We start from the raw sequence: 25,669 nt of genomic DNA on the forward strand, positions 1-25,669 counted from the left end.
CTCTATTGGCTCTTGCAGTTTTCCACAGCGGGGGAAGATTTCAGCAGATTCCGGAAATACATGTAATATCAATAACTTGGTAGAGGTTCGCAAATGTGTTGTGCGAAAGTAGCCGCAATTTGAACTGCGCAATACGATTTTCCGCCGAGTGTGAATAACTGCCTTGCGGCGGGCATATTATCCCGCCCCTGCGCCCTGTAGTCCCAGCAGCCTCGCCAGCTTGCGGGCCGCCCGCCCGCGATGGCTTCTCCGGCCCTTTTCCCCGGCGCTCATCAGCGCCGCGCACTGGCCCGTTCGCCCGTCCAGGAACACCGGATCGTAACCAAATCCCCCGCGTCCTTCCTCCCTTTCGGCAATGCGCCCTTCCCAGACGCCCTCGGCAATCAGGGGAGCGTGTTCGTTATCGGGCGCGGCCAGGACCAGCACGCAGCGGAAGCGGGCGGTGCGGTTCCCGACCGGCACGCCCTCAAGGTCCTCAAGCAGTTTCCGAATGTTGGCGCGGGCGTTTCCTTCGTCTCCGGCGTAGCGGGAGGAGTAGATTCCCGGCGCCCCGGCCAGCGCGTCCACTTCCAGGCCGGAGTCGTCGCTGAGCGCCGGCATGCCCGATTGCCGGGCGGCGGCGAAGGCCTTCAGCCGGGCGTTTTCCTCAAAGCTTGAACCGGTTTCTTCCGCCGCCACAAGAGCGAGTTCCCGCATGTCAATCAGGCGGATTTGCCCCTTGAGCAATTCGCGCAGCTCGCGCAGCTTGCCGGCGTTGCCCGAGGCCAGTACGGCGCTTCGGATAGTGGACATTTCAGTGCGAGCAAGTTTAACGGCGGCCGGGTGCGATATTCTTTGCGCCCGACCGCCAGTTCCTGCAGGAAACGAACGCATGCCGGACCCCGCGACGCCTCCCGAGCATCGCTACCCCCACCTTTTCACTCCCATCTCGCTGGGGCCGGTGCGACTGGATCACCGCGTGATCATTCCGGGTCACTCGATGGTGCACGGGGATTCATCCGGCCTGATTACCGAGCGCTATCACGCCTACCTGGTGCGGCGGGCCCTGGGAGGGGCCGCTCTGGTGGGTATCGAGTCCGCCCCGGTGCATCCCGACAGCCTGACCTGGACCGGCCAGCTGGAGTTGTGGCGGGACGAGATCATCGACCCGTTGGCCCGCACCGCCGAGGCGGTCCATGAAGCCGGATCCAGGCTGTCCATCATCCTCTGGCACGGCGGCCACAACGTACCTTTCGGGCGCGGCGCGGTCGCGCTGGCCCCGTCGGCGATTCCTTCCGTGCAGATCGGCCAGGTGCCCAAGGCCATTTCCGTTGCCGAGATCAGGGACATGGTGGGCTATTACGCCGACGCGGCCGAGCGTTGCGCCAGGGCCGGGATCGATGTTATCGAGGTCCAGACCGCGTCCGATTACCTGCTCGGTTCGTTTCTAAGTCCGCAGCTCAACCACAGGTCAGACGGCTACGGCGGGTCGGTGCCGAACCGCTGCCGCTTTGTCATCGAGGTTCTTGAAGCCATACGAGAACGGGTAACCGGAAAGGTGGCCGTAGGTTTGCGCACCTCGGTATTCCACGCCATTCCGGGAGACCCGGACGGCTACGGCATCGAAGATTCCCTGGCCGCCATGGTGACGATTGCGGAGACGGGCGTTACCGATTACGTAAGCGTCATGAGCGGTTCGAACGCCAATTTTGCGGAGACCATTTCACCCATGGGCTATCCGCGGGCCCAACTGGCGGAGCAGTCGGCGCGCTTCACGGAAGCGCTGTCGGTGCCGGTCACCGTGGCCGGACGCATTCGTAGCCCGGATGAAGCTGAGGCCGTCGTTGCCAACGGCCAGGCGGACATCGTGGCCATGGCCCGCGCCTTCATCGCCGATCCCGACTGGGTCTTGAAGGTGCGCCGGGGCGAGGAGGAGCGCATCCGTCCCTGCATGTCCTGCAACCAGGTTTGTCTGGGATTCGCGACGCTCGCCCTGCCGGCCGGGTGCAACATCAACGCGGCGGCGGGAAGGGAGTTCGAACTGCCCCGCAGTGCGCCTGCACCGATCCACAAGCACATTGCCGTAGTGGGAGGCGGACCGGCCGGACTCGAATGCGCCCGCGTTGCGGCGCGCCGCGGCCACGCCGTTACCCTGTACGAAGCTACGGGGGAACTCGGCGGCGCGCTGCGCCTCGCGGCGTTGTGCCCGCACCGCGAGGAGATGCTGCCGGCGCTTCAGTGGTGGGAGAGGGAACTTGCCCGGCTGGGAGTTACGGTTCGGCTGAACAACGAGATTCTTGATCCGGGGGAACTGGATGCGGACGAGATCGTCTGGGCTACCGGCGGCTCGCCCGGCTGGACCTGGCTCTGGCGCAATCGGCCCCGCATGACCGACGGCATTCCGGGCGCAGAGCGGCTGCCTCACGGTCGGGACATCCTGGCCGGCAAGGAGTCGGTATCGGGAAGTGTCCTGGTGATCGACGAGGAAGGAAATTGGCCGGCGGTCAACCTGGTGGAATACCTGGCCGCGATGGATGGCGTTTCCGGCGTGACCGTCGTCACGGCCAGCGCCCTGTTCGGCGACCCGGAGCTGTCCCTTACCGGAGAACTGCCCCTGGTTGCGCGCCGCCTCGACTCCGCGGGCATCGAGATAAGCGGCGGTACCTACGTGAAAGAGGTGAGAGGCGACTCCGTCATAACGACGGCCGACGAGGCGTTGGGACCCTTCGATGCCCTGGTGCTGTCGATGGGCACGGTCGCCAACCCATCGCCGGACGGCGTGAGCGCAATAGGAGACTGCGTCGCTCCCCGGTCCATCTGGGCCGCGGTTCAGGACGGCGCCCGCCTGGCCCTGGAACTCTAGAGTGCCTCTTCCTGTGCCGTCAGGACCTGCTTGATGCCGTCGGCCGCAAGGTCGAGCATGCGGTCCAGTTCCTCGCGCAGAAATGCGTGGGCCTCGGCCGTGCCCTGCACCTCGATGATGCCCCCGGCCTCGTTCATCACCACGTTGATATCGGCCTCGGCCTCCGAGTCCTCGGCGTAGTCGAGATCCAGCACTTCCAACCCGCGATAAAGTCCGACGGAGACTGCCGCCACCTGCCCGTGCAGCGGGTAGCGGGCGAACCTGCGCCGCCACGAGCGCCGGCTGCAGGCCAGGCTCAGCGCCAGCCAGCCACCCGATATCGCGGCCGTACGCGTCCCGCCGTCGGCCTGTATTACATCGCAATCGACGACGATCGTATGTTCGCCGAGAGCTTCGAAATCCACGCAGGCGCGCAACGAGCGTCCGATCAGGCGCTGGATTTCCATCGTGCGGCCGGATTGCCGGCCGCTGCTTGCCTCCCGTCGGCTACGGGTGTGCGTGGCTCCCGGCAGCATTCCGTATTCCGCGGTTACCCAACCGCGGCCGCTGCCGCGCAGAAAGTGCGGCACCGTAGCGTCCACGCTGGCCGTGCAAAGCACGCGCGTTTCGCCGAACCGGGCGAGAACCGAGCCGCCGGGATGGCTCGTGTAGCCGGTCTCGAACGCGACAGCGCGCATACGGTCCGGTTCCCGGCCACTGGGACGGCGCACGGTGGAAGTGGATTTTGTGCGCATCTGTCCAAATATGTTAGCCCCGGCCGGGGTGTTTTGCATTCGGGCCTCGTTTCCGGCACCGGAGCGAAGCTAAAATTAGCCGGCATTGATTGGGCGGGGGCAGAAAAAGGCCGTTTCAATGATTCGCAGCATGACTGGCTATGCCAAAGAGGAGTACCGCAGCGAGAGTGGCTGGCTGCAGTGGGAATTGAAGTCGGTCAACCATCGCCATCTGGATGTCGAGGTTCGCATGCCCAGCGCGTTTCGCGAGATGGAGCCCGAGATACGCAATCTGCTGGCGACCCATGTCGGGCGCGGACACGTTGACGCTCGCCTGAGTTGGCGTCCGGCGGAAAAATTCGCCGACCGGATCAAGGTCAATACGGGCCTGGCGGTGCGGGTCATCGGATACGCGCGGGTCCTGGCGGAGCAGATGCGCCGTCCCGCGGCGGTCAGCCCGCTCGACGTCATGCGTTGGCCGGGGGTGATCGAAGAGCATTCCGCCGACCAGAGCCACATGTCCGGAGAGGTCCGCAAGTTGCTGCACAAGGCGGTCGACGCCCTGCGCGCCACGCAGGCCAGCGAAGGCAGGAAACTGAGGAAATCCATCGAGAGCCGCTGCTCCAAGATGGACAAGATCCTCAAGAAGTTCCGTTCCCGCACGCCCGAACTGAGAGAACGGGCCATGGTGCGCATGACGGAGCGTCTCGACGCGATCAGGGTGCGGGTCGATGCCGAGCGCCTGGAGAAGGAAGTGGCGCTGTTGCTTATGCGCTACGACATCAGCGAGGAGCTCGATCGGCTGGAAGCCCACCTGGTGGCGCTGCGGTCCGCGCTGAAGGACAGCGAACCGGCCGGAAAGCGGGTGAATTTCCTTCTCCAGGAAATCGGCCGTGAGACCAATACGCTGGCCGCCAAGTCGGGAGACGCGCGCGGAACGCACGAGGCCGTGGATATGCGGGTTCTCGTCGAGCAAATGCGCGAGCAGGCCCAGAATATCCTGTGACGCCCCGCCTGTTTGTCGTTTCCGCTCCCTCGGGCACCGGCAAGACCACGATCGTCAAGCGTTTGGTCGAGGAGAATCCGGGCGTCAGCCTGGCGGTTTCCCACACCACCCGCCCGCCCCGCGAACAGGAACAGGACCAGCGGGATTATTACTTTGTCAGCGATACCGCTTTCGACGATATCCGCGGCGATGACGGGTTTCTGGAACACGCAGACGTATTCGGCAACCGCTATGGCACCAGCCGGCGGGAAGTCAGGGAGAAACTTGCAAGCGGCCGCCAGGTAATTCTCGAAATCGACTGGCAGGGCGCCGAGCAGGTGCGCCGCGCGAAGCCCGATGCGCAGGGCATTTTCCTTCTGCCGCCTTCCCGCGACGAATTGGAGAAGCGCCTCAGGGGCCGCAACACCGACAAGCCGGAGGTGGTGGAGCGGAGGTTTTCCGAAGCGCGCCTCGACGTCAGGAAATGGACCGACTTTCACTATGTGCTCGTCAATGACGACATCGATGAGACCTGCCGCAGGATGTCGAAGATCCTCAAGGGCGACGGGGCGCAGTACGCGGTGTCCGACGAAAGGCACCGGGCCTGCGTCGAAGAACTTGTCGGGGCAGGCGACTGGTAGGACCTTGCGGCGGCAGGCATAGTGATGCAGAATTCCGGGTAAGGACTTCTCCACACAGCAAATGCAATGGCGCGAATTACCGTAGAAGACTGCCAGCAGCGGATCGAGAATATTTTCGACCTCGTCCGCGTGGCCGCTACGCGCGCGCGCAGGCTTGCCAACGGCGCCGAGCCCCTGGTTCCGCGCGAGAACGAAAAGCCCTCGGTGGTCGCGCTGCGCGAGATCGCGGCCGGGCTGGTTACGGAAGAGAGCCTCAACGAGCAGGAACGATCCGTCGAGGAAGCATTCGCGACTCCGGGAGAAGTTCGCGAGTATTAGGTCGGACGGCCGGCGCTTGTACCGGCAATCCAAGGTCCGAGCGTCCGCCATCCCGTAACCGGGGACACGGCACGAATCATGCAGCAGGCGGTTGTTCTGCCCGGCACGCAAAAAATCCGGGTATCCGGGGGCGGCATCCGCAGGCTGCTTGCCGATCTGGACTATCTGTCCGAGGACGAGCGCGATCAGGTTCGGCAGGCCTACGAATACGGCGCGCGCGCCCACCACGATCAGCGGCGGCGTTCCGGCGAGCCGTACATTTCCCATCCGGTCGCCGTGGCCACCATCCTCGCCCAGCTGCGGCTGGACTCGGAAACCATAATCGCCGCGCTGTTGCATGACGTAATCGAAGATACGCCCACGCTGCGGGTCAACCTGGAAGACCATTTCGGGCAGCAGGTCGCCGCAATCGTTGACGGCGTAACGAAGCTGACCCGCTTGAGGAAAGCCGGTCATTCGGAAACCCAGGCGGCCAGTTTCCGCAAGATGATGCTGGCCATGGTCGACGATATACGCGTCATCCTGGTCAAGCTGGCCGACCGCCTGCACAACATGCGCACACTGGACGCGCTGGACCGGGAACGACAGCAGCGCATCGCCCGCGAGACGCTGGAGATCTACGCGCCCATCGCCAACCGCCTGGGTATTCGCACGATTCGCCGGGAAATGGAGGACCTGGGTTTTCGCTACGCCTGGCCGCAACGTTACCGGGTGATCAACCGGCACCTGAACCAGCGGCCCAGGCACCCGCGCGCGGTGCTGAGGCGCGTATCGGACCGCCTGCGGCGTGCGCTCAAATCGGCCAACCTGGAAGGCAGCATTTCAGCCCGGGCCAAGTCCGCCTACAGCATATACAACAAGATGCGCGAGAAGCGGCTGACGTTCAAGGAAATCGCGGACGTATTCGGCCTGCGCGTTATCGTTCCGGACATCGATGCCTGTTATCGGTGCCTGGGCATTGCGCACCAGTTGTTCCGGCCGATGCCGGGCAGGTTCAAGGATTACATCGCGATCCCGCGCGTGAACGGCTACCAGTCACTGCACACGGTGCTGCTGGGCCCGGAAGGCATGCCGCTGGAATTCCAGATCCGCACGCCCGAGATGCATCGCGTGGCGGAAGGCGGCATCGCGGCCCACTGGCAGTACAAGGCCGAGGACAAGAGCGTGCTCCCTGGGCAGTTCCGAACGCAGGAATGGCTGCGGCGCATTACCGAAATGCAGGCCACGGCGCACGAGGAGGAGTTCTACGATCACGTAAAGGTGGACCTGTTCCCCGACAAGGTCTACGTGTTCACGCCCAAGGGCGAAATCCTTCGCCTGCCGCGAGGCGCCACCTGCCTGGATTTCGCCTATGCCGTGCATACCGACGTCGGGCACCGCTGCGTCGCGGCGCGGGTGGACGGACAGGTGACCCCGCTGCGCTCGCAGCTGAAGAACGGCCAGAACGTGCACATCCTCACGTCGCGCAACGCGCATCCGAACGCCGGCTGGCTGGAGTATGTCGCCACGGCCAAGGCCCGCTCGGCCATCCTCGATTACCTGAAGAACACCCAGACGAGGGAAGCCCGCGAGGTCGGCGCCGTGCTGCTGAACCAGGCGCTCGCCGACCGGGGATCTTCGCTGCGCAAGATGGGACGCGGCCCGCTTGAGGAAGCGCTCGAGGAACTCGGGGTAACGAGCCGCCAGGAACTCTACGAGCAGATCGGGCTCGGGGAACGCTTGGCGACGCTGGCGGCGGCCGTGGTCATGAATCCCGGTAAGAGCCGATCCGGCGACCGGCGCCGCAAGCTGACTCCCGTGGACATCGCCGGCGCCGAGGGCATGGTCGTGACCTACGGCAAATGCTGCTACCCCATTCCGGGCGACGAAGTGGTGGGACATACGTCCAGCGGGCGCGGATTCGTCATTCATCGCAACACCTGCGGCAATTTCCGCGCCGAGCGCAAGCACAAGGACCGCTGGATCCCGATCAACTGGAAGCGCCGCATCCGGCTGGAGTTTCCGGCCGGGCTGCGCATCCATATCGATCACCGGCCCGGCGTACTCGCGGAAGTCGCGGCCCGCGTGGCCGAGACCGGCCACAACATCGCCCAGGTGAACATGCAGGACCGTCCCGAGGAAAGCACCGAGTTGTTCCTGTCGGTGCTGGTCAAGGACAGGGACCGGCTGGCGCGGGTCATCCGGGCGATACGCACGCTGCCCAGCGTGCATCGCGTGCAGCGTGTTTAACACCCTGTCTGGCATATTATTGACCCCCGAGTCGCCCATGCAACGCACGCCCGTACACACGTCCCGCGCGCCGGCGGCGATCGGCCCCTATTCGCAGGCCATCGTCGCGGGCGGCTTCTGCTATCTGTCCGGCCAGATACCGCTGGACCCGGAGACCGGCGAAATGGTTGACGGCGACATCGGCGCACAGGTCAGGCAGGTTTTCGACAATCTGGCTGCGGTGGCCAAGGCCGCCGGCTGCGATCTCGGCAGGGACGCCGTGAAGATCACGGTCTTCCTGGTGGACCTGGCTCATTTCGGAGTGGTCAACGAGGTCATGTCCGGAATGTTTGCCCAGCCCTTTCCGGCCCGCGCCGCGATCGAGGTGGCGGGCCTGCCCAGGGGCGCGCAGGTAGAAGCCGACGCGGTTCTGGTCGTACCGTAGTACGGTCTCGCTAGCGGAACACGTCGCCCGTTGCCTGCCGATTCCGCCTCCCCGCCGGTCGAAGACAGCCCGAAACTCACCACGCTCACGGGCATCGGCCCGGCCATGGCCGGCAAGCTTGAGCGGCTGGGGCTGCGAACGGTCCGCGACCTGTTGTTCCTGCTGCCGATCCGCTACGAGGACCGCACCCGCACACGGCCCATCGTCGAGGTCAAACCCGGACAGCGGGCGCAGATCGAGGGAGTAGTCGCCCACGCCCGGGTCCTCATGGGGCGCCGCCGGAGCCTGCTCTGTGCGCTGCGCGACGAGACGGCGGAAATCACGCTGCGCTTCTTCCACTTCACCCGGCAGCAGCAGTCAGGCCTGAGCGCCGGGACTCGCCTGCTGTGCTACGGCGATGTCCGCCAGGGGCCCAGGGGATACGAGATCGTTCACCCCGAGTACCGAAGATTGCCGGGATCCGATCCCGCTCCCGTCCGGGATCGGCTCACGCCCGTCTATCCTTCCACCGAGGGCGTCACCCAGCCCCGGCTTCGCAAACTGACCGATCACGCGCTCGACAATGCACTGGACGACTTGCCGGACCTGATCCCGGCACGTTTTCTGGACGGGCTCGGTTTTCCGGATCTGCACGAGGCCCTGCGCACCGTGCATCGGCCGCCGAAAGGCATGGCGCTGGAGACGCTGCTGTCCGGAACGCATCCCGCCCGCAAGCGCATGGCGATTGAAGAAATACTGGCCTGGTATTTGGGCTTAAGAAGGATGCGGGAAGCGGGTCAACAGCGCGAGGCGTATCCGCTGACCGCCGACGGCCCGCTCCGCGAGGGTTTTCTGCGCCGGCTGCCTTTCGAGTTGACGCCGGGACAGCGGCAGGCGATCGAACAGCTCGATGCCGACCTGGTTCGCAACGTGCCGATGATGCGGTTGCTGCAGGGCGATGTCGGCTGCGGAAAGACGGTGGTGATCGCAGCGGCGGTACTGGCTGCCGTTCAGTCCGGGCGGCAGGCGGCAGTCATGGCGCCTACCGAATTGCTGGCGGAACAGCACATGCGCACGTTCTCGGAATGGCTTGCGCCGATGGGCGTTCGCCTGGCCTGGCTGGCCGGCGGCATGTCGCGCTCCGAACGCCGGGTATTCGAGGCCGAGCTTGCCGGCGGGGATGCCCAGATTGCGATCGGCACGCATGCCCTGTTCCAGGAAGGCGTCCGGTACCGGTCGCTGGGCCTGGTAGTGGTGGACGAACAGCATCGCTTCGGTGTCCATCAGCGGTTGAGCCTGGTTGAGAAGGGCTCCGTCGGCGGGCAGGCGCCGCACCAGTTGGTGACCACGGCCACGCCGATCCCTCGGTCGCTGGCCATGACTTTCTATGCCGGCCTTGACATTTCCTCCATCCGGGACATGCCGCCGGGACGCGAGCCGGTCAACACCGTGCTGATTTCCCAGGAGCGCCGCCACGAAGTCATCGAGAGAGTGGCTGCGGCCTGCGGCGCCGGACGCCAGGCCTATTGGGTGTGCCCGTTGATCGAGGAATCCGATTACATCGATTCCCAGGCCGCCGAGCCGACCCACCGCGAGTTGAGCGAAGCACTGCCTGGCATTCGGGTCGGCCTGCTGCACGGACGGGCGACGCCCAGCGAGCGCGATCGTGTGATGGGGGAGTTCGCCGCCGGCAGGCTGGGCGTGCTGGTGGCCACGACGGTCATCGAAGTGGGCGTGGACATTCCGAAGGCCAGCCTGATGATCGTGGAAAACGCCGAGCGCCTGGGTCTGGCGCAGTTGCACCAGTTACGGGGGCGCGTGGGCCGGGGCGCGGACCTGAGCCATTGCGTACTGATGTACCGGTCGCCGTTGGGTGCAATGGCCAGGGAAAGGCTCAATACGGTGCGAAACACCAACGACGGATTTGAAATCGCCCGCAAGGACCTGGAATTGCGCGGCGCCGGCGAGATCCTGGGCGTCCGCCAGACGGGCGCATTGCAGTTCCGCGTGGCCGACCTGGTGCGCGACGGGGACCTGGCCGAGCCGGCGCAGCGGATCGCCGACGAAATGCTGAGCACAAACGGCTCCGAAGTCACGCAGCTGATCCGCCGCTGGGTCGGCGAAGGCGGCCGCTACGCGGGCGTCTAGGCCTTTCGTGTATCGTGGCGCCAACTCATTGAGCCCTGAGGTGCGCTTCATGCGTGTGCCAATCATTGTTCTGCTCTGCTTCCTGGGGTCCGCTTGCGGCCGGGTGGGCGAGGAAGCCGTTCAATCGTGCGGTCCCGCGGCAACGGACGAGGCCCTGGCCTATGCGGACCAGGTCGCCCACCTGATTCGAGGCGAGGAGTTGCGGGCCGTGATCGCCGAACTGGCGAGCGATGACTACGAAGGCAGGGCGCCGGGCACCGCCGGCGACCTGAGGGCGCGGGAATGGATCGCGGCGCGACTCGCGGAGGCGAATATCGCACCGGGTGCGGACCAGGGCTATCAGCAGCCTTTCGAGCTGGTGTCCGTAACGACCGAACTGCCGGCCGTCTGGCCGTTTTCCACCGGCGCTTCCATTGCGCCGGGCACCGAATTCGTCGCCAACGTGGGCAATCAATCCTCCCTGGCATCGCTCGCCGGCGCCGAGCTCGTATTCGTAGGCTACGGCATCCAGGCGCCGGAATACGAATGGGACGATTACAAGTCGCAGGACGTGAGCGGCAAGGTGCTGGTGATGCTGAACAACGACCCCGAATGGGATCCCGGCCTGTTTGCAGGCGCGCGCCGCCTCTATTACGGACGATGGACCTACAAGTACGAGATGGCCGCCCGCCTGGGCGCGGCCGGCGCGATCATCATTCATACGACGCCTTCGGCGGGCTATCCCTGGCAGGTTGTAGAAACCTCGTGGACCGGTCCGCAGTACGAAATTCCGGCCGAAGGCGAGCCGCGCCTGGAAGTCGCCGCCTGGATCACCGAACCGGCGGCGAGAGCGTTGCTGGCCTCCGCCGGGCACGAACTGGACGCGCTTGTGCAGGCAGCCCGCAGCCGTGACTTCGCGCCTGTGCCGCTCGGGATTAGCACGAGCCTCGAACTCAAGGCTGGGCTTGAGCGCGTGGAGACCGCCAACGTCCTGGGCGTATTGCCCGGATGCGACGAGAATCTGAAGAACGAGGCCGTTGTCGTGACCGCGCACCACGACCACCTGGGCAAAGGCGTCGCCGCTTCCAAAGGCGAGGACGTGATCTACAACGGCGCCTTCGACAACGCGACCGGCGTGGCCGCGGTACTTTCGCTGGCAAAAGCGCTGGCGGGATTGCCTTCTCCGCCGCGGCGCTCGATCGTGTTCGCGCTGGTGGGGGCGGAAGAGCAGGGGCTGCTTGGATCGGCCTACTACGCGCGGCATCCTACCTTCCATCCGGGTCGCATCGCAGCCAACGTCAACTTCGATGGCGTGAGCATCTGGGGCGAGGCGCGCGACATGATCTTTATCGGCCTGGGGAAATCATCGCTCGACCGGATCGCCGCCGATGTGGCCTCGTACGTGGGAAGGACCCTGCAGGGCGACCAGTTTCCGGACCAGGGCTACTACTACCGGTCGGATCAATTCAGCTTTGCGAAGATCGGCGTTCCCGGCATCTACCTGGACGGCGGCGTCGAGATCATCGACAAGCCGGACGGTTGGGGCCGGATGCGGATCAACGCCTACATCACCCGGGACTACCATCAACCCAGCGATGAACTGGCCGATGACTGGGTGTTTGACGGAATGGTCGCGGACACGCGCTTCGGATTGCTGACCACCTACCTGATCGCCCAGGCGGACGATATGCAGTCCTGGAACCCGGGAGACGAATTCGCCGCCGCGCGCGCACAAGCGCTGGCGGAGCTTGAATCGCTTCAGTCATCCGGATTCGCTCCCTGACCAGTCGGGACAGCCGCCGCCAGCCTGCTTGTTGGCGGCGCGCGAATCGACAATCACCTTATCGCAGGGTGAGGTGATCGTCTTGTTCATGATGTCCGCCTACGAGTTTCCGGCCAGTCGCTCGGCGCGCACAAGAACGTGTGTCCGCTGGCCTGAACCCGTCCAGATACTTGAATTATTTTACTTTATGCTTAAACTATATCGAATTGCCGTGATGAACTCGGTGAGAAGCAACCCGAAATCAGCCGCGCTTCCAAGAGAGCGTGAACAAGGGGGTTAGGAAATGAATACGCAGGCACTGGGAATTTGGGCTTGTTTGGCCTTTGCCGGGGGTACTCTAGTAACGACCGGCGACAACGAGGCTTTGGCACAAGAAGGTGCCATGGGAATCGAAGAGATCACCGTGACGGCCCGGCGGCGCGAAGAGAGCCTCATGGAAACACCGGTGTCTATTACTGCGTTTACCGGTGATGCGCTGAAAGCGCAGAACATTGATCAGCTTGATCAGATTGCTCAGGCAACACCTGGTCTGGTGTTCGACAGGACTACCGGCGTCAACAGCCACAGTTCGCGAATCCTCATCCGCGGCGTAGGGCAAGTCGAATGGGCGCCCACGAAGCAAACCGGCGTCGGTCTCTATGTCGACGGCGTGTATGTGGCCCAGAACGCGGGATCGTTGATCGATATGGCAGATATCGAAAGTGTTGAGGTGCTTCGGGGTCCACAGGGCACCCTGTTCGGTCGCAACACTATCGGTGGCGCGATACAAGTCAACACTATCAAGCCAAGCGATGAGTTCGACGGTGACGTGGAGCTTCTCGTAGGCCGGTTTGATCGTATGCGGGTGAAGGGTTCGGTCAACATTCCGTTCTCCGACACGTTCTACGGAAGAATTTCTGGTCTGTTCGATGAAAGGGAAGGCTACATTGACACCCCCAACATCCCCGATGACGACGGCTTGGGCGCCAATGACGTCAACGCGGCCCGTATCGCACTGCGCTGGCTTCCCAGCGACGAGCTGACGATCGACTTTGCCGCGGACTTCACCAATCAGCAGTCCAACGGTGCGCCCCGGGTTTTGGGATCAACGGTCAACAACAGCACGTTTCCAAGACCAACCAATGCTGCCGATTGGAACTTGAACGTTGCGCCGCTCCTCGGGGGGCCGCTGTTCGAGGATAGTGCTTACCTTGGGCCGGAAACCTACACCTCGCTGGCTGGGACCTTGAGCGAAGTCGACTCAGATATTATGGGCTTCAATCTGACGATTCAGTGGGATTTCGGCAATAACATCTCATTGAAGTCCATCTCGAGTTATCGTGACGTTGATATCCAGGCGTTTGGCGACCAGGACCAAAGTCCGGGGTTTGCTTTCCAAAGCGCCGACAACAACGTCGGTGATGTGCTCAGCCAGGAGTTCCAGCTTTCCGGCACCGCGTTGGACGATCGCATCAATTGGGTTGCCGGTTTCTACTATTACACTGAGGAGAATCTGAACCAGAACATTGTTGAGTTCCCCTCGTTTCACCTGCTCTCGGGATCGAAGATTGACAACAAGAGCCAGGCGGTTTTCGGCCAGTTCACTTATGATGCTACGGATAGGCTGAGCATTACCTTGGGTGGCCGCTACACCGACGAAGATCTCAACTCGATCGCCGACGATGAAACCTCGTTCCTCACCGCCTGGTTCTGCCCCGGCGGTCCTCCGCCGGTGTGCTTCCCTCAAGGTCCGGGATTCGTGGGCTACGTGCCCGTACCTGCGCCACCCGCTCCTGGCTCGCAGCGCATCATACCCAACGACACGGTGTTCTCCTCCGACCAGGAGAAGTTCGAGCCCTACTTGAACCTCGCCTATGATTTCACCGATAACCTGATGGGCTACGTCTCCTACTCCGAAGGCTTCAAGGGTGGCGGCTTTACCCAGCGCATTCCGCCGGGTGGGACGATTGCGGCTTTCGAGCCGGAATTTGCCTCGGTTTACGAGGTGGGCGCCAAGTGGTCTACCGACCGGATTGCTCTGTCGGGCTCATGGTTCTATAACGACTACACGGACCTGCAGGTGCTGACCGTTCGGCAGCTGGGCGGAACCACGGAAAACGCGGCCGACGCCGTGATCCAGGGTGGTGAGTTGGAGCTATTGGCGGGGGTCACAGATCGTTTCACGATCACGCTTGGCCTGTCGCTTCTGGATGGCGAGTACAAGAACGTGGATCCGGCCGTAGCTTTTTCCGAAAGCAACTTCATCCCTTTCCTTACCGACTGGCAGGTGAATGCATCGGCGAGCTATGTGTTTCCGCTCTCGACCGGTGATCTGGTTGGACGGCTGGATTACTTCCGCACCGCTGACTACTTCTCCGACGCGGACAATTTGCCCGAGTTTCATTTCGACGACTACGGCCTGTTGAATGTCAGCCTTACCTACATTCACGCCTCGGAAAAATGGGAACTGGCTCTTCAAGCCCGGAATGTTCTGGACGAGTACTACAAGACCAGTGGCAGCCAAACGTTTCTACGAAACGGTTGGACGCAGCATGTGGTGGGTCCGCCCGCCCAGTGGTCCTTGAGGTTTGGATACAATTTCTGATCTGGCGTAGAGCCAGATGCACGCATGAATTGGGGCGCCTTAGGCGCCCCATTTTTTTGCGTACGATCAGTTCAAACGGTTACGCGTTTTCGGCCGTCACGGCCTCAGCGCAATCTACGCGTCCGCAGCCGCCATTTCTCTCAGTTTGAATCGCTGAACTTTTCCAGTCTTGGTTTTCGGTAGCGCGGTCACGAACTCGATCGCTCGCGGGTACTTGTAGGGCGCAATGGACTGCTTGACGTAGTTCTGCAGCTCCTCGACGAGTTCGTCGCTGGCTTTCGCTTCTGCCGTTAGCACAATGTAAGCCTTGACACAATTTCCCCGGTCCGGATCGGGAGCAGCGACCGCAGCGCACTCCGCAACCGCGTTGTGGCTTAGCAGAGTCCCTTCGACTTCGGGGCCTGAAATGTTGTAGCCGGCTGAGAGAATCACATCGTCCCCGCGGGCCTGGAACCAGTAATACCCGTCCTCATCCAGATGATAGACATCGCCCGTTACGTTCCAACCATCCACGACGTACTCTTTTTGCCGCGCGTCGTTGAGGTACCGGCATCCCGTTGGGCCTTTGACGGCAAGTCGCCCGGTTGCACCCCTCGGTAGGGGGTTGTTCTGATCGTCGAGAATGCAGGCCTGATAGCCTGGCAACGGCTTTCCGGTGGCCCCTGGACGGATGTCCTCGCCGCGAGCACCGATAAACATGTGAATCATTTCCGTAGCGCCTATGCCATCGATAATACGAATGCCGGTCGCTTCGAACCAACCATCGGAGGTCGGTTTGGGCAGCATTTCCCCCGCCGAGACGCATTGTCTCAGGCTCGACAGATCATGCTTTCCCAGGTGTTGCAGCAAAACGCGATACATGGTGGGCGCCGTAAAGAGGCCGGTGGCTCGGTACTGCTGAATGCCCGCCAACAGGGCGTCCGGCGTCGGCTGTTCGATCAGCACCGTTGCGGCTCGAAAGTGCAGCGGAAATACCAAAGAGACACCTAGCCCGAAGGTAAACCCCAGCGGCGGGCTGCCCACATAGATGTCGTCCGCTTGGGTTTGACACAAGTGCCGGGATACGACATCAGACATTGCGAGAACGTCGCGATGAAAATGCATCGTAGCCTTCGGCTGCCCGGTGGTGCCTGAGGTGAACGCCAATAAAGCGACGTCATCTCGTGCGGTTGGAATATTGTCAAAGCTCGCTGGCTTTTTCGCTGCCTCCGCGCCCAGGTTCCCACCGTCTCCAAACGTCATGATGTTCTGAAAGTGACCGGCAGACGCCGCGGCGTCGCTCAGTTCGTCAATCAACCTGGCGTCGCAAAGTACGTGATCGATCTGCGCAATCCCTGCAATCGTGGCCAGTTCCTTGGCCCGCAACATCGACATGGTGGTCACCGCAATACCGCCCGCCTTCATGACCGCGAACCAGCACGCCGCAAGCATTGGATTGTTGGCGGATCGCAGGAGCACCCTGTTGCCGGGCACTACGCCGAGCTCATCGACGAGCACGTGGGCGATCCGGTTACTCTCCTGGAGCAGCTGTGCGTAAGACCAGTTGCCGCTCTCGCTGTATATCGCAACCCGGTCTCCGTGCCCTTCGTCGATGGCATCATCGAGCAATACTTGCGCGCAATTCAGTTGTTCAGGATATTGCAGCTCCGGAAGATCAAAATGAAACTCCGGCCACTGGTCCACGGGCGGGAGACTGTCCCGGGCGAAGGTGTCTTTATGGGCGGTATAGCTCATTCTCAACTACTCCCCGGTCTTGAATCTCACATCTCGCGCCGAGATTCGGGTATCACTTATATTAGTGCCGGACCAGTTTAGTTCTTGTCCATAAAATTGCAATTTGAGGACGGGGGGCGAGAGAACACGACTGTACAATATCTCGTAACAAGCGTACGGACGGGCAAATTATTGTTTCGGCGGGCCCGGATATCGACTGAGCAGCCGTTACCGCCTCCCCATGCTCCCCATTTCGACTCCGCAGATGTCTTTTCAATCGCACGGACATGGGCACCCCCGGTTCCCCCACCGGTTGGCGACAACGCAGCCAAGAAGCGACCATTCAGCTAAACGATGACTGACGAAAACGTAAATCGAGCCCTAAAACTCGACGTGGCATCCTTGAGTGATGCAATGGACAAGTTGCGCATCCTTGGCCAGTGCCTGGGAATCAAACCGCGAGATCACAGTTTCGTCATGGCCGGTCGTGCATTCACGCTGAACTATGACCCGATCGACGAATCTGACCCGGGCACGGTTGGCGACTTTATCGACGACATACCGCCGGGCGCCGTTTGTGTGATCGACAATGACGGCCGAGAGGATATGACCGTATGGGGCGACATCATGACCATGGTTGCCCACACCAAGGGAATCGCCGGGACGGTGATTGATGGGCCCTGCCGCGACGTGCATCTTTGTCTCGATCTCGGATACCCGATTTACTCCCGCAGTTTCTCGATGCGAACAGGCAAGGACAGAGTACAAATCCGTGATACCAACGTCCCCATTCGTATCGGCGGCGCTGTTGTCAAGCCCGGTGATATCGTCGTCGGCGGCGCCGACGGTGTGGTCGCATTACCGCAGGATCGTGAAGACGAGATTCTCTCGCTGGCGGAGGAAATCGAGCGCGTTGAAGAGCGCATCCGAGAGGCGGTACGTAGCGGCAAAACGCTTCGAGAAGCACGTAAAGAGCACGCCTATCATTCTTTGCAAACACCGACTGACGAATAGCTAAGCGATCCGTTCGTTCCAGATCCACTCTGCCGAAAGCGTCGATCAGATATCAGACTCCGAATCGACATAGCGCATCCCGCGTTGCGCGAGCCCTTAGAATGTCCTACTGCGTGCCGAGCATCTTCTCGTAATCAAGACCCATAACTTCTGTAATCGGCAGTCCCTTCTTCAGCTCTGCAACCATCAGTTTTTCCTTCCTGGCAATCTTTTCTGCCGTACCAATAACCTCTTCTGCCCTTGCCGCCGGTATGAACGCGACGCCGCTCGAGTCGGCAATCACATAGTCGCCCGGGTCCACATCGACCCCAACGATATCTATCTTCGTATTGAAAGAGGTTTCGTAGACGCGCCCTCGCGCGGTAACGGCAATCGCCTTGCGCCCGTAGATCGGAAAGTCGAGCTCAATGGCCTCATCGATATCCCGTGCAGCCCCGTCAATGACTACACCATCGATAGCCTTCAACTTGGCACCCGTCGACAGCACACCGCCCCAACCCGCACAATCGTCGCGGGACTGATGGGCTACGACGATGACGTCGCCGGGGCCGGCAGACTCTACGGCGTTGGTTCCGAGGTGGCGCTTCGATCCACCATCCGGGGGCTTGGAATCGAGCCTGACGGTCACTGCCCGGCCTGCCACGAGCCGACGCGCTGAAAGCGGCAGCAGCCCTTCAACAGCAGGTTTCAGGCCCAGCGCGTCAAGCGCGTCGGATACCGCACAACAGTCTAGCGATCTTAGTCTTTCGGTCAGGCTTTCCACATGAGCCTCAGCATTCGCAAGTACTGTAACGACTGGATTGTATCTACTGGTTAGCCGGTGCCGACGTAAGGAATGAGGCGGCCCAATAGGAGAACACCTGCCCAGGTTCCGATCGAGGCATACGCCACGGCTTTGGCTAGTGCCGGCGGGTCATCGTATATGTCCCACGTATGCATCACTGGGTAGATCTTCCACTTGTAGATGAGTGCATTGATGCCGGCGAGGACAACGAGCAACATCTTGATCTGAAACCCGATATTTATCGAGTAGCGCGTCGGGTCGCCGCAGAAAAAGAGGACGCCCGTCACAAGGTTGAGACCGAACCCGATTAGCACGAGTGGCAGCAGTTTGTGAACTGCACCCGGATTCAATGAGCGAAAGTGGCCGGCCATTCGCAGGTCAATAACGAGCAGCGACCCCAGCAAGAACGAAAGCCCGATGAAGTGGATAATCTCCATCAGCGGCCATAGCCATACAGTGCTTTCAATCCACAGGTTGAGGGGCGTCCCAACTATTGATTCGGCCATTGATTCCAGGAATGACACCTCCACGACTAAAACCCTGCGGCTGAACCTGAACCTAGGTAGGCAATGAGACGACCGTTAATGATCGCCAGCGCCCACAGCGACAGCGATACCGCGGCAATTCTCTTGGTCGATTGTGAGATCGCGGCATCGCTCCCTGCATCCGCAAGCTCGTCGCGAAGCCGGCGCTGAACTACAGTAGCCACGAAAAGACCAGCGGCGATGCAACTGATCTTGAGCAGAAACGGAATGCTCGTCACGAACATGGTGGCCTGAGAGATAAAGAGAAATACTCCAGATACGGCATTTACCGCGAACCCAATCCAGGCGAATTTGCTGAGTGGAAGAAAAGACCCCGGCGTCAATCCCGAAAAATACCCCAGAAGGCGCAGATCACGCGTTGCGAAAATTCCGACCAAAATCGCCAATCCGATCACGTGCAGGCTTAGCCACATCGGGTAGGCCCACAACGACTCGCCAACCCAGACCGCCACCGGGGTGTTCTCGAGCCATTCGAACATCCTATGCGCCCAGTCCTTGTCCTTAATTTCGGCTAGTACGAGTCTTCCACCTCGATCCTGATGATCTCCTTGAAGAAGCCGGCAACTCGGAGCGTAATCGTCGTCGGACCGTCTTCCAGGTTCAGCCAATACCAACCGTGCTCGCCCGAGAAGGCGGCAACAATCATTCCCGATTGGTCACGCCCTTCCCTCTCTTCGTAGCGCACGAAAAAGTCATCGCCGAAGTCCTCGTCGTGACCATGGAAGTCGGTGTACACCTGGCCGCCATTCGTAGTCCAGTCGAATACGATCGAAGCACCCTGCTCCAGGATCGCCTTGTATTCCACCTCGCCATCAACCGGAAGCTCGATGGTGACGGTCTCCGTTTTCCAAGCCTCGTCTTGGCCGACAAAGTTTTCACTTGTGGCAGAAGGTTGCGCTCTTCCGAATTCGTCCATCTCTACTTCGAGGTCGCCGGGGGCGATGAAGCGAAACCTGGGTGCACCACCCGTCGATCCCAGGCTCACGCTCTCCGTATTGCCTGCTGCGGGCGATTCGGCGGTATTTTTATCTACGAAGCTTGTTCCGATTAGCGTCCCTGCACCAAGAGCGGCGAGAGTAATCAGGACGATGGTCGCTTTTTTCACTTAGTTTCTCCTCAATCCGAATCAACCGCTCAAGTATTGAGCGAGTTGGTAGGTCATTAGCGCAAATCCGGCCACTACTAAGCCTCCATTCACGATGACCCTTGCGTATCTATTGTTGTGATCCCAGGCAAACAAACGCAGCAATAGGACGATCACGAGCAGAGCGGCGAACTGCCCCAGTTCCACACCCACATTAAAGGCAACGAGGTTACCGACCAGTCCGTCCGGACGTAGACCAAGGTCCTGTAGTTTTGTAGCCAACCCCAAGCCGTGGAACAAACCGAAAACAAATACAGCTACGTGCTCGTCAGGCGCTTCTCCAAACAGATTCTTGAAGCCCCCAAGATTGTCAAACCCCTTGTACGCAACCGACAATCCAATAATCGCGTCAACAAGATACGGATTGACATGCAGCCCGAGCAGCACACCACCGATTAAAGTGATGCTGTGTCCTAGCGCGAACAGGGTGACGAAGATCGCGATTTCACGGATGCGGCGTAGGTAGAAGACGACGCCAACGAGAAACAACAAGTGGTCATATCCGGTGACCATGTGCTTGGCGCCAAGCCAGAGATACAGCGTGGGCTGCAGGCCCAGCCTGCCGACAATTAGTGCCCTGTCCACGTCGGAAACGTCGTGCGCGATCGCCCGACCCGCGAATAGCGCCAGCGCTACCGCTACGAACACGAGCAACGGCAAGACCAGCTGAACGATCGATCGGGAAGATTCGTAAGAGATCTTCCTGCTACATGGTTGCGCCTCGATCACCGACACTTGTTGCAATGCCTCCAGGAGCTAGGCGTTCATTCCTCTGGAGCGACTATCAAGGTTAGGCCATCGAACTCGTCCGTATAAGGGATCTGACAGGTAAGGCGCGATCGCTCACTATCGAAGTTGTCGAGCCCTTCCAACAGCCAGGCTTCATCTTCTCCCCGAGCGGCAAGTTTACCGAGCCACTCAGGTTCAATGAAGCAATGGCAGGTGGCGCACAAGGCTAATCCGCCACAAACCCCTTCTACGCTGTTATCCAGATCACGAAGGATTTCCATGACGGATACGCCTTCCTGGCCATCCACCTCTACAGAGTTTCCTTCTCTATCAGTGACGAAGATCTTTCCCATGTCAGTTCAGCTCTTTTTTTGGCGTGCTCTTTGGCTCGAAGGGGCTCCAGGCTCAAAATCCACTCCGTCATTGCTCGTGCCTCGTCTTCCGTAACGTGGTCGTTCGGTACCATAGGCGCCATCCCCCAGTTTCCGCCGCCGCCGGAAATGATCTTTTCAATGAGCACCTCGAGCATGACTTCCTTGCGTGCAGAATGAAGGGCGGCAATTGCCGTGTACGGTGGCCCCAGCAGCACCACATCCATAGAGTGACACGCGTGGCAACCTTTCTCCCGCAACAACGGTAGCTCTTCGGTCCCCTCAGAGTGACCAGGGCCTGCAACGAGGATCAAACTTACGCAGGAAGCAGCAACAACGCGAAGTCTCTTTCCGAGTGGGGGTCTTTGTTCTCTCATCACCTAGTCCTCCACTCTGGATAGTTGCTGTTTCTTGTCATAGGCGCCGTCACCCGGGTCGATAATGAAGGCCATTCGTCGCCCATAGGCCATGATTGGAACGTTGCCGTAGGAGGACACGAGCACACCGGTGTCCGGATCCACCTGCAGCATTCTCAAATAGGCACGCTGTCGCGGAAGTGGCAACACCCCAAATTCCTTCGTGCTGGGATCGAAACGATAAATTACGTCGGCGTTGGAGGTGGCAATCCACACTACTTGTCGCACAGGGTCCCAGGTCACCGCATAGGGCGCGCTGCCGCGATCCGGCAGATCGTAGATACCGATCTGCTTTCTTGCCTGGGTGTCGTACTCCACCAGCTGACCACCGCCGAACATCGGCACATACAGGATGTCTTCTTCGCTAATCGTCAATCGGCGGGGGCCTGCGTTCATGGACGGCATTACCACCAACTCTTCAAATTCCAGAGTCTCCGTATTGAAGGAGCCGAACGCGCCGATACCGAGCTGGCTGTACCAGACATGCTTGCGGTCAGATTCCATCAGTGCGCCGTAGAGCTGGGCTCGAGCACTTGGCCGTCCGGGTATTTCCGGCGCGATATAGTTTCCGACTGCGCCGGTCTCCGGATGAAAATAGCCGACCGCATTGGCGGCAATATTGGAGTACCAAAGCCGCCCCTCAGTGTCAGTAAGCGCCTCGTGCTTGGGATCGAAGGTGACATCGTGGATACCGACGCCGCGGACTTTCTCGTCTCGTACGGGCCAGACCCGCCACTCTTCATTCTCGGGATCGACGAGCTGGGCCACGATTCCATTAAATAGTCCCGTGACCCACAGACTGCCGTCCGAGCCCTTGTTCAGAGTGTGCGGCCCCACGGGAACGTCGGACGGAACGGTGAAGACGCGCTGCTCGCCCGTAAATCTGTTGACTCTAATCAAGTCGTCGGAGTTGACGTCGGCAATCCAGAGGTCTGAGCCCATGAGCACCGCTTCGCGAATCGCATTCGGATCGGGCACTTCGTACTCGCTGATCACCGTATCCGGAGTGACGATCAGCGGCGCACCCCAATCGTAGTCCTCCACATAGTCCATGCGGCCAGGAAAAAGTTCGGTGATTTTCTTTGCCAGCGGCTCAACGGGAAACTGCCAGTACGACGCCTGGACGTCCACCTTGCGCTTCGGATTTCCTCGTGCGAACTCCTCTACATAGAGGTAGTTCATATACTTCACTGACATGCTCCAGCTCTGCTCCAGAGCGGGGCCAGAGTTTCCGTGCATGTCATGGATGGCATTCGCGAAATCGCGAATCTCTGGCGCCGGGAATTGATGACAGCTGACGCAATTCTGAACTATCACAGCCACATCTTCAGGGTCCTGGACCGAATCCAGCCACGCGGATGAGGGAGCAACCGCGGCTTGATTAGCTACACGCCGCATAACGATGGTGAGGTTGGCGATCTCATCGCTGCCGTTGAACGACGAGGCGGTACGCAGCTGCTCGAACCCGAGCGTGCGAACCGTGACGGGCAGCTTCTCGCTCGACGCATTGGCAAATGCCCGCGGAAACGAGAAGCGTCCCCTCTCATCCGTAAAGACGGTGACGGCAGTGGCACCGTGTGCGCCCGGGCCCCAGTCGAGTGTGACTTGCGCTTGACCCACGGGTCGACCGTTGATGTCCAGCACACTCCCCTCTACCGATACCGTCGCCTGAGCAGCGCCAGCCAAGCCCAGTGCCAGCGCAGCTGTTGCCAACGAGCGGCGAAAAAACACATGATTGGGCAACGAAATCGATCCCATGTACCGTCTCCGTGTTTCGTTAATTCGGTAGCTTACGTCGGCTACCGAGTATACACTTATTTTAAGTACAAAATATATTACTTGAAGTATAAACCAAATGGTAAGATCATCGCGTCTAGGCTGGCGCCGAAGATTTTCCTTGATTCGTCAGGCCATCCACCTTCGCGCAGGAGCGATTATGAAACGCCCCATCATCGGCCTTGCAGTTGCGTCAATGCTCGCTATGGCTGCACAAGGGCGCAGCGATCCCCCATCCGCTGCCCGCCCGCCCGACACGATTCTGTACAACGGCAACGTCATTACGGTGGATCAGGCGTTCTCCTACGCACAGGCCGTTGCCATCACCGACGGTCGATTCACTGCCGTTGGTTCCAACTCCGGCGTCCGTACACTCGCAGGACCGCAGACCCAGCAGATCGACCTCAGCGGGCGCACGGTAGTCCCAGGACTGATGGAAAATCATTTCCACGTCGCCGGCGGAGGACCCGGCGTCGATCTCTCCGAGACTCGAACGCTCGCCGAAGCGCTTGCGGCAATTCGCAAGCGGGTGGAATCCTCTCCGCCTGGCGCAGTGGTGATTACCAACGCCGATTGGCACGAAGCGCAGCTCCGTGAGCAGCGCCTGCCGCTGCGCAATGATCTCGATACGGTTGCTCCTGACAATCCCGTTGTGGTGGTGCGAGGGGGGCACCAGTATGTCCTGAATAGTGCCGCACTGGAGCGTTGGGGAATCGATGAGTCCACGGCTGAACGGCCGGGTGGACAAATCGGCCGTTATGCGGACGGATCCCTAAACGGGGAACTCATCGACAAAGCCAAAGACTTGGTTACGCTACCCCCGCGGCCACAACGCAGCCTAGAGCAACAGATCAAGGCGCAGATAGCGGAGTACCAGGAGTTACATGCCGCCGGCCTCACCAGTGTGCGCCACGCCAGCGGCCTAATCGACCAATACCGCGCTATTCAGGAGATGCAGCGGCGCGGTGACCTAACCATGCGCGTTACGTACCTACTCCGATTCAGGAGTCCCATGGCCATTGGCCAAGCGATTGAGGCAGCCGGCGTCAAACCCGATGAGGGCGACGAATGGGTCAAGCTCGGTGGCATTAAGCTCAGCGTGGACGGTGGGTTTGAAGGCGGATGGATGCGCGAGCCCTATGTGGAGCCCTGGGGAAGGAATGGAACTTACTATGGTGTCAACACCATGCTGCCCGAGGTCTTTACCGCAACAGTATTGAAGCTCAATGAGCTCGGCTGGCGAGTCTCTACGCACGCCATTGGCGATGCCGCCATCGACCTGGTGCTCGACGGATACGAGGCGGCCAACGCACAGGCTCCAATTACTGGGAAGCGCTGGGTTATCGAGCACGGCTTCATACCCGCGGGGGATCATTTCCCACGAATTCGAGCGCTGGGCTTGGTAGTGTCGGCGCAGCATCACCTGTATCTGGCGGGTCCGAGCTTGGAGAAGTACTGGGGTCGAGAACGCGCCAATCGGACCACGCCCATCAGAACGTACTTGGACGAAGGCATCCCGGTTTCCGGCGGTACGGATGCCCCGGTGGTTCCCTACCCACCTTTGGCAGTCATCTATCATTTCGTCACCCGCGACACGATCAGCGGTGGTGTCTATGGGGAAGATCAACGGGTATCGCGGGAAGAGGCGCTGCGTCTGGTCACGATCAACAACGCCTACTTGACCTTTGAGGAAGACCTGAAGGGCTCTATCGAGCCAGGGAAGCTTGCCGATCTCGTCGTGCTTTCCGATGACATCATGACTGTCCCCGAGGAACAGATCGACGATTTGACTGTACTCATGACCATGGTCGGCGGCAGCGTTGTGCACGAGCACCCAGACTTGTGACTACGTCGACGCCGCCGGCAAGGAAGCATTTGTTTTAAGCATAAACTATTTGCAACAATCCGAGCGCAGCGGTTAGAATTTTTGCGTTGGCGCATCCTGAACGGCACCAGAACCGGTACCGAAACCTACTGATAACGGGGAGAGAAAGAATGAGGACGATGATTCTAGTGTTGATGACAGCTTTGGCATCGACCGTTGCAGCGGACGATAGCGTCAAGGGTGCGAGAGCAACGCTCGACAACTACTTTGATGCGTTCAACAGCGGTGATCTTCAGCGCGTAGCCAATGAGATTTACTCCACGCCCTTGCACCAAGGCTTGGGAACAGAGCACAACGTTCTGGCAACGCCGGAAGACGCGCTCCAACAGCTCACCGGCTTCCACAAGGGAATCAGCGCTCAAGGTTGGGTGGAGTTTCGATTCGAGAACGTAGAATCCTGCGTGCTCACCGAAGACCTGGTCCTGCTCGATACGCAATACGCCAGTGTTTTCAAGAAGGGCCCCGAGTCCTTCGAAACAATGACGACGATGCTATACGTGCTGCAGCGGAGCGAAGGCTCCTGGAAAATCATCTCTTACTATCGTCATGACGGCGACACACGGCCAACTTGCGGTTAGCAATGATCTGCTCTTCGGTGAATCGCTTGCGCTTCATCTGAGGACCTCCCTCGGTTCAGGATAATGGGAAAATCCTCAGCCCGAATGGT

Annotated in this window: 23 protein-coding genes; 12 read left to right on the forward strand and 11 right to left on the reverse strand. The window is 60.6% G+C overall.

Annotation, left to right across the window (positions count from 1 at the left end; all coding sequences use genetic code 11):
• Positions 1 to 177 precede the first annotated feature (177 nt).
• The gene (gene rdgB, locus F4036_09500; GenBank protein MYK37974.1) at positions 178 to 792 is read right to left on the reverse strand and encodes an RdgB/HAM1 family non-canonical purine NTP pyrophosphatase; all 615 of its coding nucleotides are present in this window, start codon (positions 790 to 792) and stop codon (positions 178 to 180) included.
• Here rdgB and F4036_09505 point away from each other — a divergent pair.
• The gene (locus F4036_09505) at positions 695 to 2,842 is read left to right on the forward strand and encodes an NAD(P)-binding protein (protein MYK37975.1); all 2,148 of its coding nucleotides are present in this window, start codon (positions 695 to 697) and stop codon (positions 2,840 to 2,842) included. The genes rdgB and F4036_09505 overlap by 98 nt on opposite strands.
• Here F4036_09505 and F4036_09510 read toward each other — a convergent pair.
• Complete coding sequence (locus F4036_09510; protein MYK37976.1) at positions 2,839 to 3,576, reverse strand: ribonuclease PH; 738 nt, start codon at positions 3,574 to 3,576, stop codon at positions 2,839 to 2,841. The genes F4036_09505 and F4036_09510 overlap by 4 nt on opposite strands.
• A 118-nt stretch (positions 3,577 to 3,694) precedes the next feature.
• Between F4036_09510 and F4036_09515 the strand changes: the two genes are divergently transcribed.
• The 8 genes from F4036_09515 (at position 3,695) to F4036_09550 (ending at position 14,625) form a co-directional block, all read left to right on the forward strand.
• A complete protein-coding gene (locus F4036_09515; GenBank protein ID MYK37977.1) occupies positions 3,695 to 4,561 on the forward strand; it encodes a YicC family protein in 867 nt (288 codons plus the stop codon).
• A complete protein-coding gene (locus tag F4036_09520) occupies positions 4,558 to 5,181 on the forward strand; it encodes a guanylate kinase (protein MYK37978.1) in 624 nt (207 codons plus the stop codon). The genes F4036_09515 and F4036_09520 overlap by 4 nt, the downstream gene beginning before the upstream one ends.
• 66 nt (positions 5,182 to 5,247) lie before the next feature.
• Positions 5,248 to 5,499, forward strand: a complete 252-nt coding sequence (rpoZ, locus tag F4036_09525) for a DNA-directed RNA polymerase subunit omega (GenBank protein MYK37979.1) — start codon at positions 5,248 to 5,250, stop codon at positions 5,497 to 5,499.
• Between the two features lie 78 nt (positions 5,500 to 5,577).
• Complete coding sequence (locus F4036_09530) at positions 5,578 to 7,728, forward strand: bifunctional (p)ppGpp synthetase/guanosine-3',5'-bis(diphosphate) 3'-pyrophosphohydrolase (protein ID MYK37980.1); 2,151 nt, start codon at positions 5,578 to 5,580, stop codon at positions 7,726 to 7,728.
• Between the two features lie 37 nt (positions 7,729 to 7,765).
• Positions 7,766 to 8,152, forward strand: a complete 387-nt coding sequence (locus F4036_09535) for a RidA family protein (GenBank protein ID MYK37981.1) — start codon at positions 7,766 to 7,768, stop codon at positions 8,150 to 8,152.
• 30 nt (positions 8,153 to 8,182) lie between these two features.
• Complete coding sequence (recG, locus tag F4036_09540; GenBank protein ID MYK37982.1) at positions 8,183 to 10,279, forward strand: ATP-dependent DNA helicase RecG; 2,097 nt, start codon at positions 8,183 to 8,185, stop codon at positions 10,277 to 10,279.
• Positions 10,280 to 10,328: 49 nt separating this feature from the next.
• Positions 10,329 to 12,041, forward strand: coding sequence for a M28 family peptidase (locus F4036_09545; GenBank protein ID MYK37983.1), 1,713 nt, complete (start codon positions 10,329 to 10,331; stop codon positions 12,039 to 12,041).
• A gap of 283 nt (positions 12,042 to 12,324) precedes the next feature.
• Positions 12,325 to 14,625, forward strand: coding sequence for a TonB-dependent receptor (locus tag F4036_09550; GenBank protein ID MYK37984.1), 2,301 nt, complete (start codon positions 12,325 to 12,327; stop codon positions 14,623 to 14,625).
• Between the two features lie 114 nt (positions 14,626 to 14,739).
• Here F4036_09550 and F4036_09555 read toward each other — a convergent pair whose 3' ends face one another.
• Entirely contained in the window at positions 14,740 to 16,359 is a 1,620-nt protein-coding gene (locus F4036_09555; protein MYK37985.1) for an AMP-binding protein, read from the reverse strand.
• A gap of 333 nt (positions 16,360 to 16,692) precedes the next feature.
• Between F4036_09555 and F4036_09560 the strand changes: the two genes are divergently transcribed.
• Positions 16,693 to 17,352 carry an RraA family protein gene (locus F4036_09560; protein MYK37986.1) on the forward strand — a complete coding sequence of 220 codons (660 nt, stop codon included), beginning with the start codon at positions 16,693 to 16,695 and terminating at the stop codon, positions 17,350 to 17,352.
• 106 nt (positions 17,353 to 17,458) lie between these two features.
• Here the strand turns inward: F4036_09560 and F4036_09565 are convergent, their stop codons facing one another.
• From F4036_09565 to F4036_09600, 8 genes are all read right to left on the reverse strand, one after another.
• Positions 17,459 to 18,115 carry an RraA family protein gene (locus F4036_09565; protein ID MYK37987.1) on the reverse strand — a complete coding sequence of 219 codons (657 nt, stop codon included), beginning with the start codon at positions 18,113 to 18,115 and terminating at the stop codon, positions 17,459 to 17,461.
• Positions 18,116 to 18,165: 50 nt separating this feature from the next.
• Positions 18,166 to 18,642 (reverse strand): hypothetical protein, encoded by a 477-nt coding sequence (locus F4036_09570; protein ID MYK37988.1) that lies wholly within the window; start codon positions 18,640 to 18,642, stop codon positions 18,166 to 18,168.
• A gap of 26 nt (positions 18,643 to 18,668) precedes the next feature.
• Complete coding sequence (locus tag F4036_09575) at positions 18,669 to 19,160, reverse strand: hypothetical protein (GenBank protein ID MYK37989.1); 492 nt, start codon at positions 19,158 to 19,160, stop codon at positions 18,669 to 18,671.
• 32 nt (positions 19,161 to 19,192) lie between these two features.
• Positions 19,193 to 19,786 carry a hypothetical protein gene (locus tag F4036_09580; GenBank protein ID MYK37990.1) on the reverse strand — a complete coding sequence of 198 codons (594 nt, stop codon included), beginning with the start codon at positions 19,784 to 19,786 and terminating at the stop codon, positions 19,193 to 19,195.
• Between the two features lie 21 nt (positions 19,787 to 19,807).
• Entirely contained in the window at positions 19,808 to 20,500 is a 693-nt protein-coding gene (locus F4036_09585; protein MYK37991.1) for a HupE/UreJ family protein, read from the reverse strand.
• Positions 20,501 to 20,589: 89 nt separating this feature from the next.
• Entirely contained in the window at positions 20,590 to 20,907 is a 318-nt protein-coding gene (locus tag F4036_09590; GenBank protein ID MYK37992.1) for a 2Fe-2S iron-sulfur cluster binding domain-containing protein, read from the reverse strand.
• The gene (locus tag F4036_09595; GenBank protein MYK37993.1) at positions 20,865 to 21,305 is read right to left on the reverse strand and encodes a c-type cytochrome; all 441 of its coding nucleotides are present in this window, start codon (positions 21,303 to 21,305) and stop codon (positions 20,865 to 20,867) included. The genes F4036_09590 and F4036_09595 overlap by 43 nt, the downstream gene beginning before the upstream one ends.
• A complete protein-coding gene (locus F4036_09600; protein MYK37994.1) occupies positions 21,306 to 23,099 on the reverse strand; it encodes a hypothetical protein in 1,794 nt (597 codons plus the stop codon).
• 178 nt (positions 23,100 to 23,277) lie between these two features.
• On the opposite strand from F4036_09600, the gene F4036_09605 reads away from it, so the two are divergent.
• Together F4036_09605 and F4036_09610 are read left to right on the forward strand one after the other, a co-directional pair.
• On the forward strand, positions 23,278 to 24,963 hold the full coding sequence (locus tag F4036_09605) for an amidohydrolase (protein MYK37995.1): 1,686 nt from the start codon (positions 23,278 to 23,280) through the stop codon (positions 24,961 to 24,963).
• Positions 24,964 to 25,112: 149 nt separating this feature from the next.
• Positions 25,113 to 25,580 (forward strand): hypothetical protein, encoded by a 468-nt coding sequence (locus F4036_09610; protein ID MYK37996.1) that lies wholly within the window; start codon positions 25,113 to 25,115, stop codon positions 25,578 to 25,580.
• Positions 25,581 to 25,669: the final 89 nt, after the last annotated feature.

The organism is Gammaproteobacteria bacterium (genome assembly GCA_009845905.1).
In the GTDB taxonomy this organism is placed as follows: Bacteria; Pseudomonadota; Gammaproteobacteria; order Steroidobacterales; family Foliamicaceae; genus Foliamicus.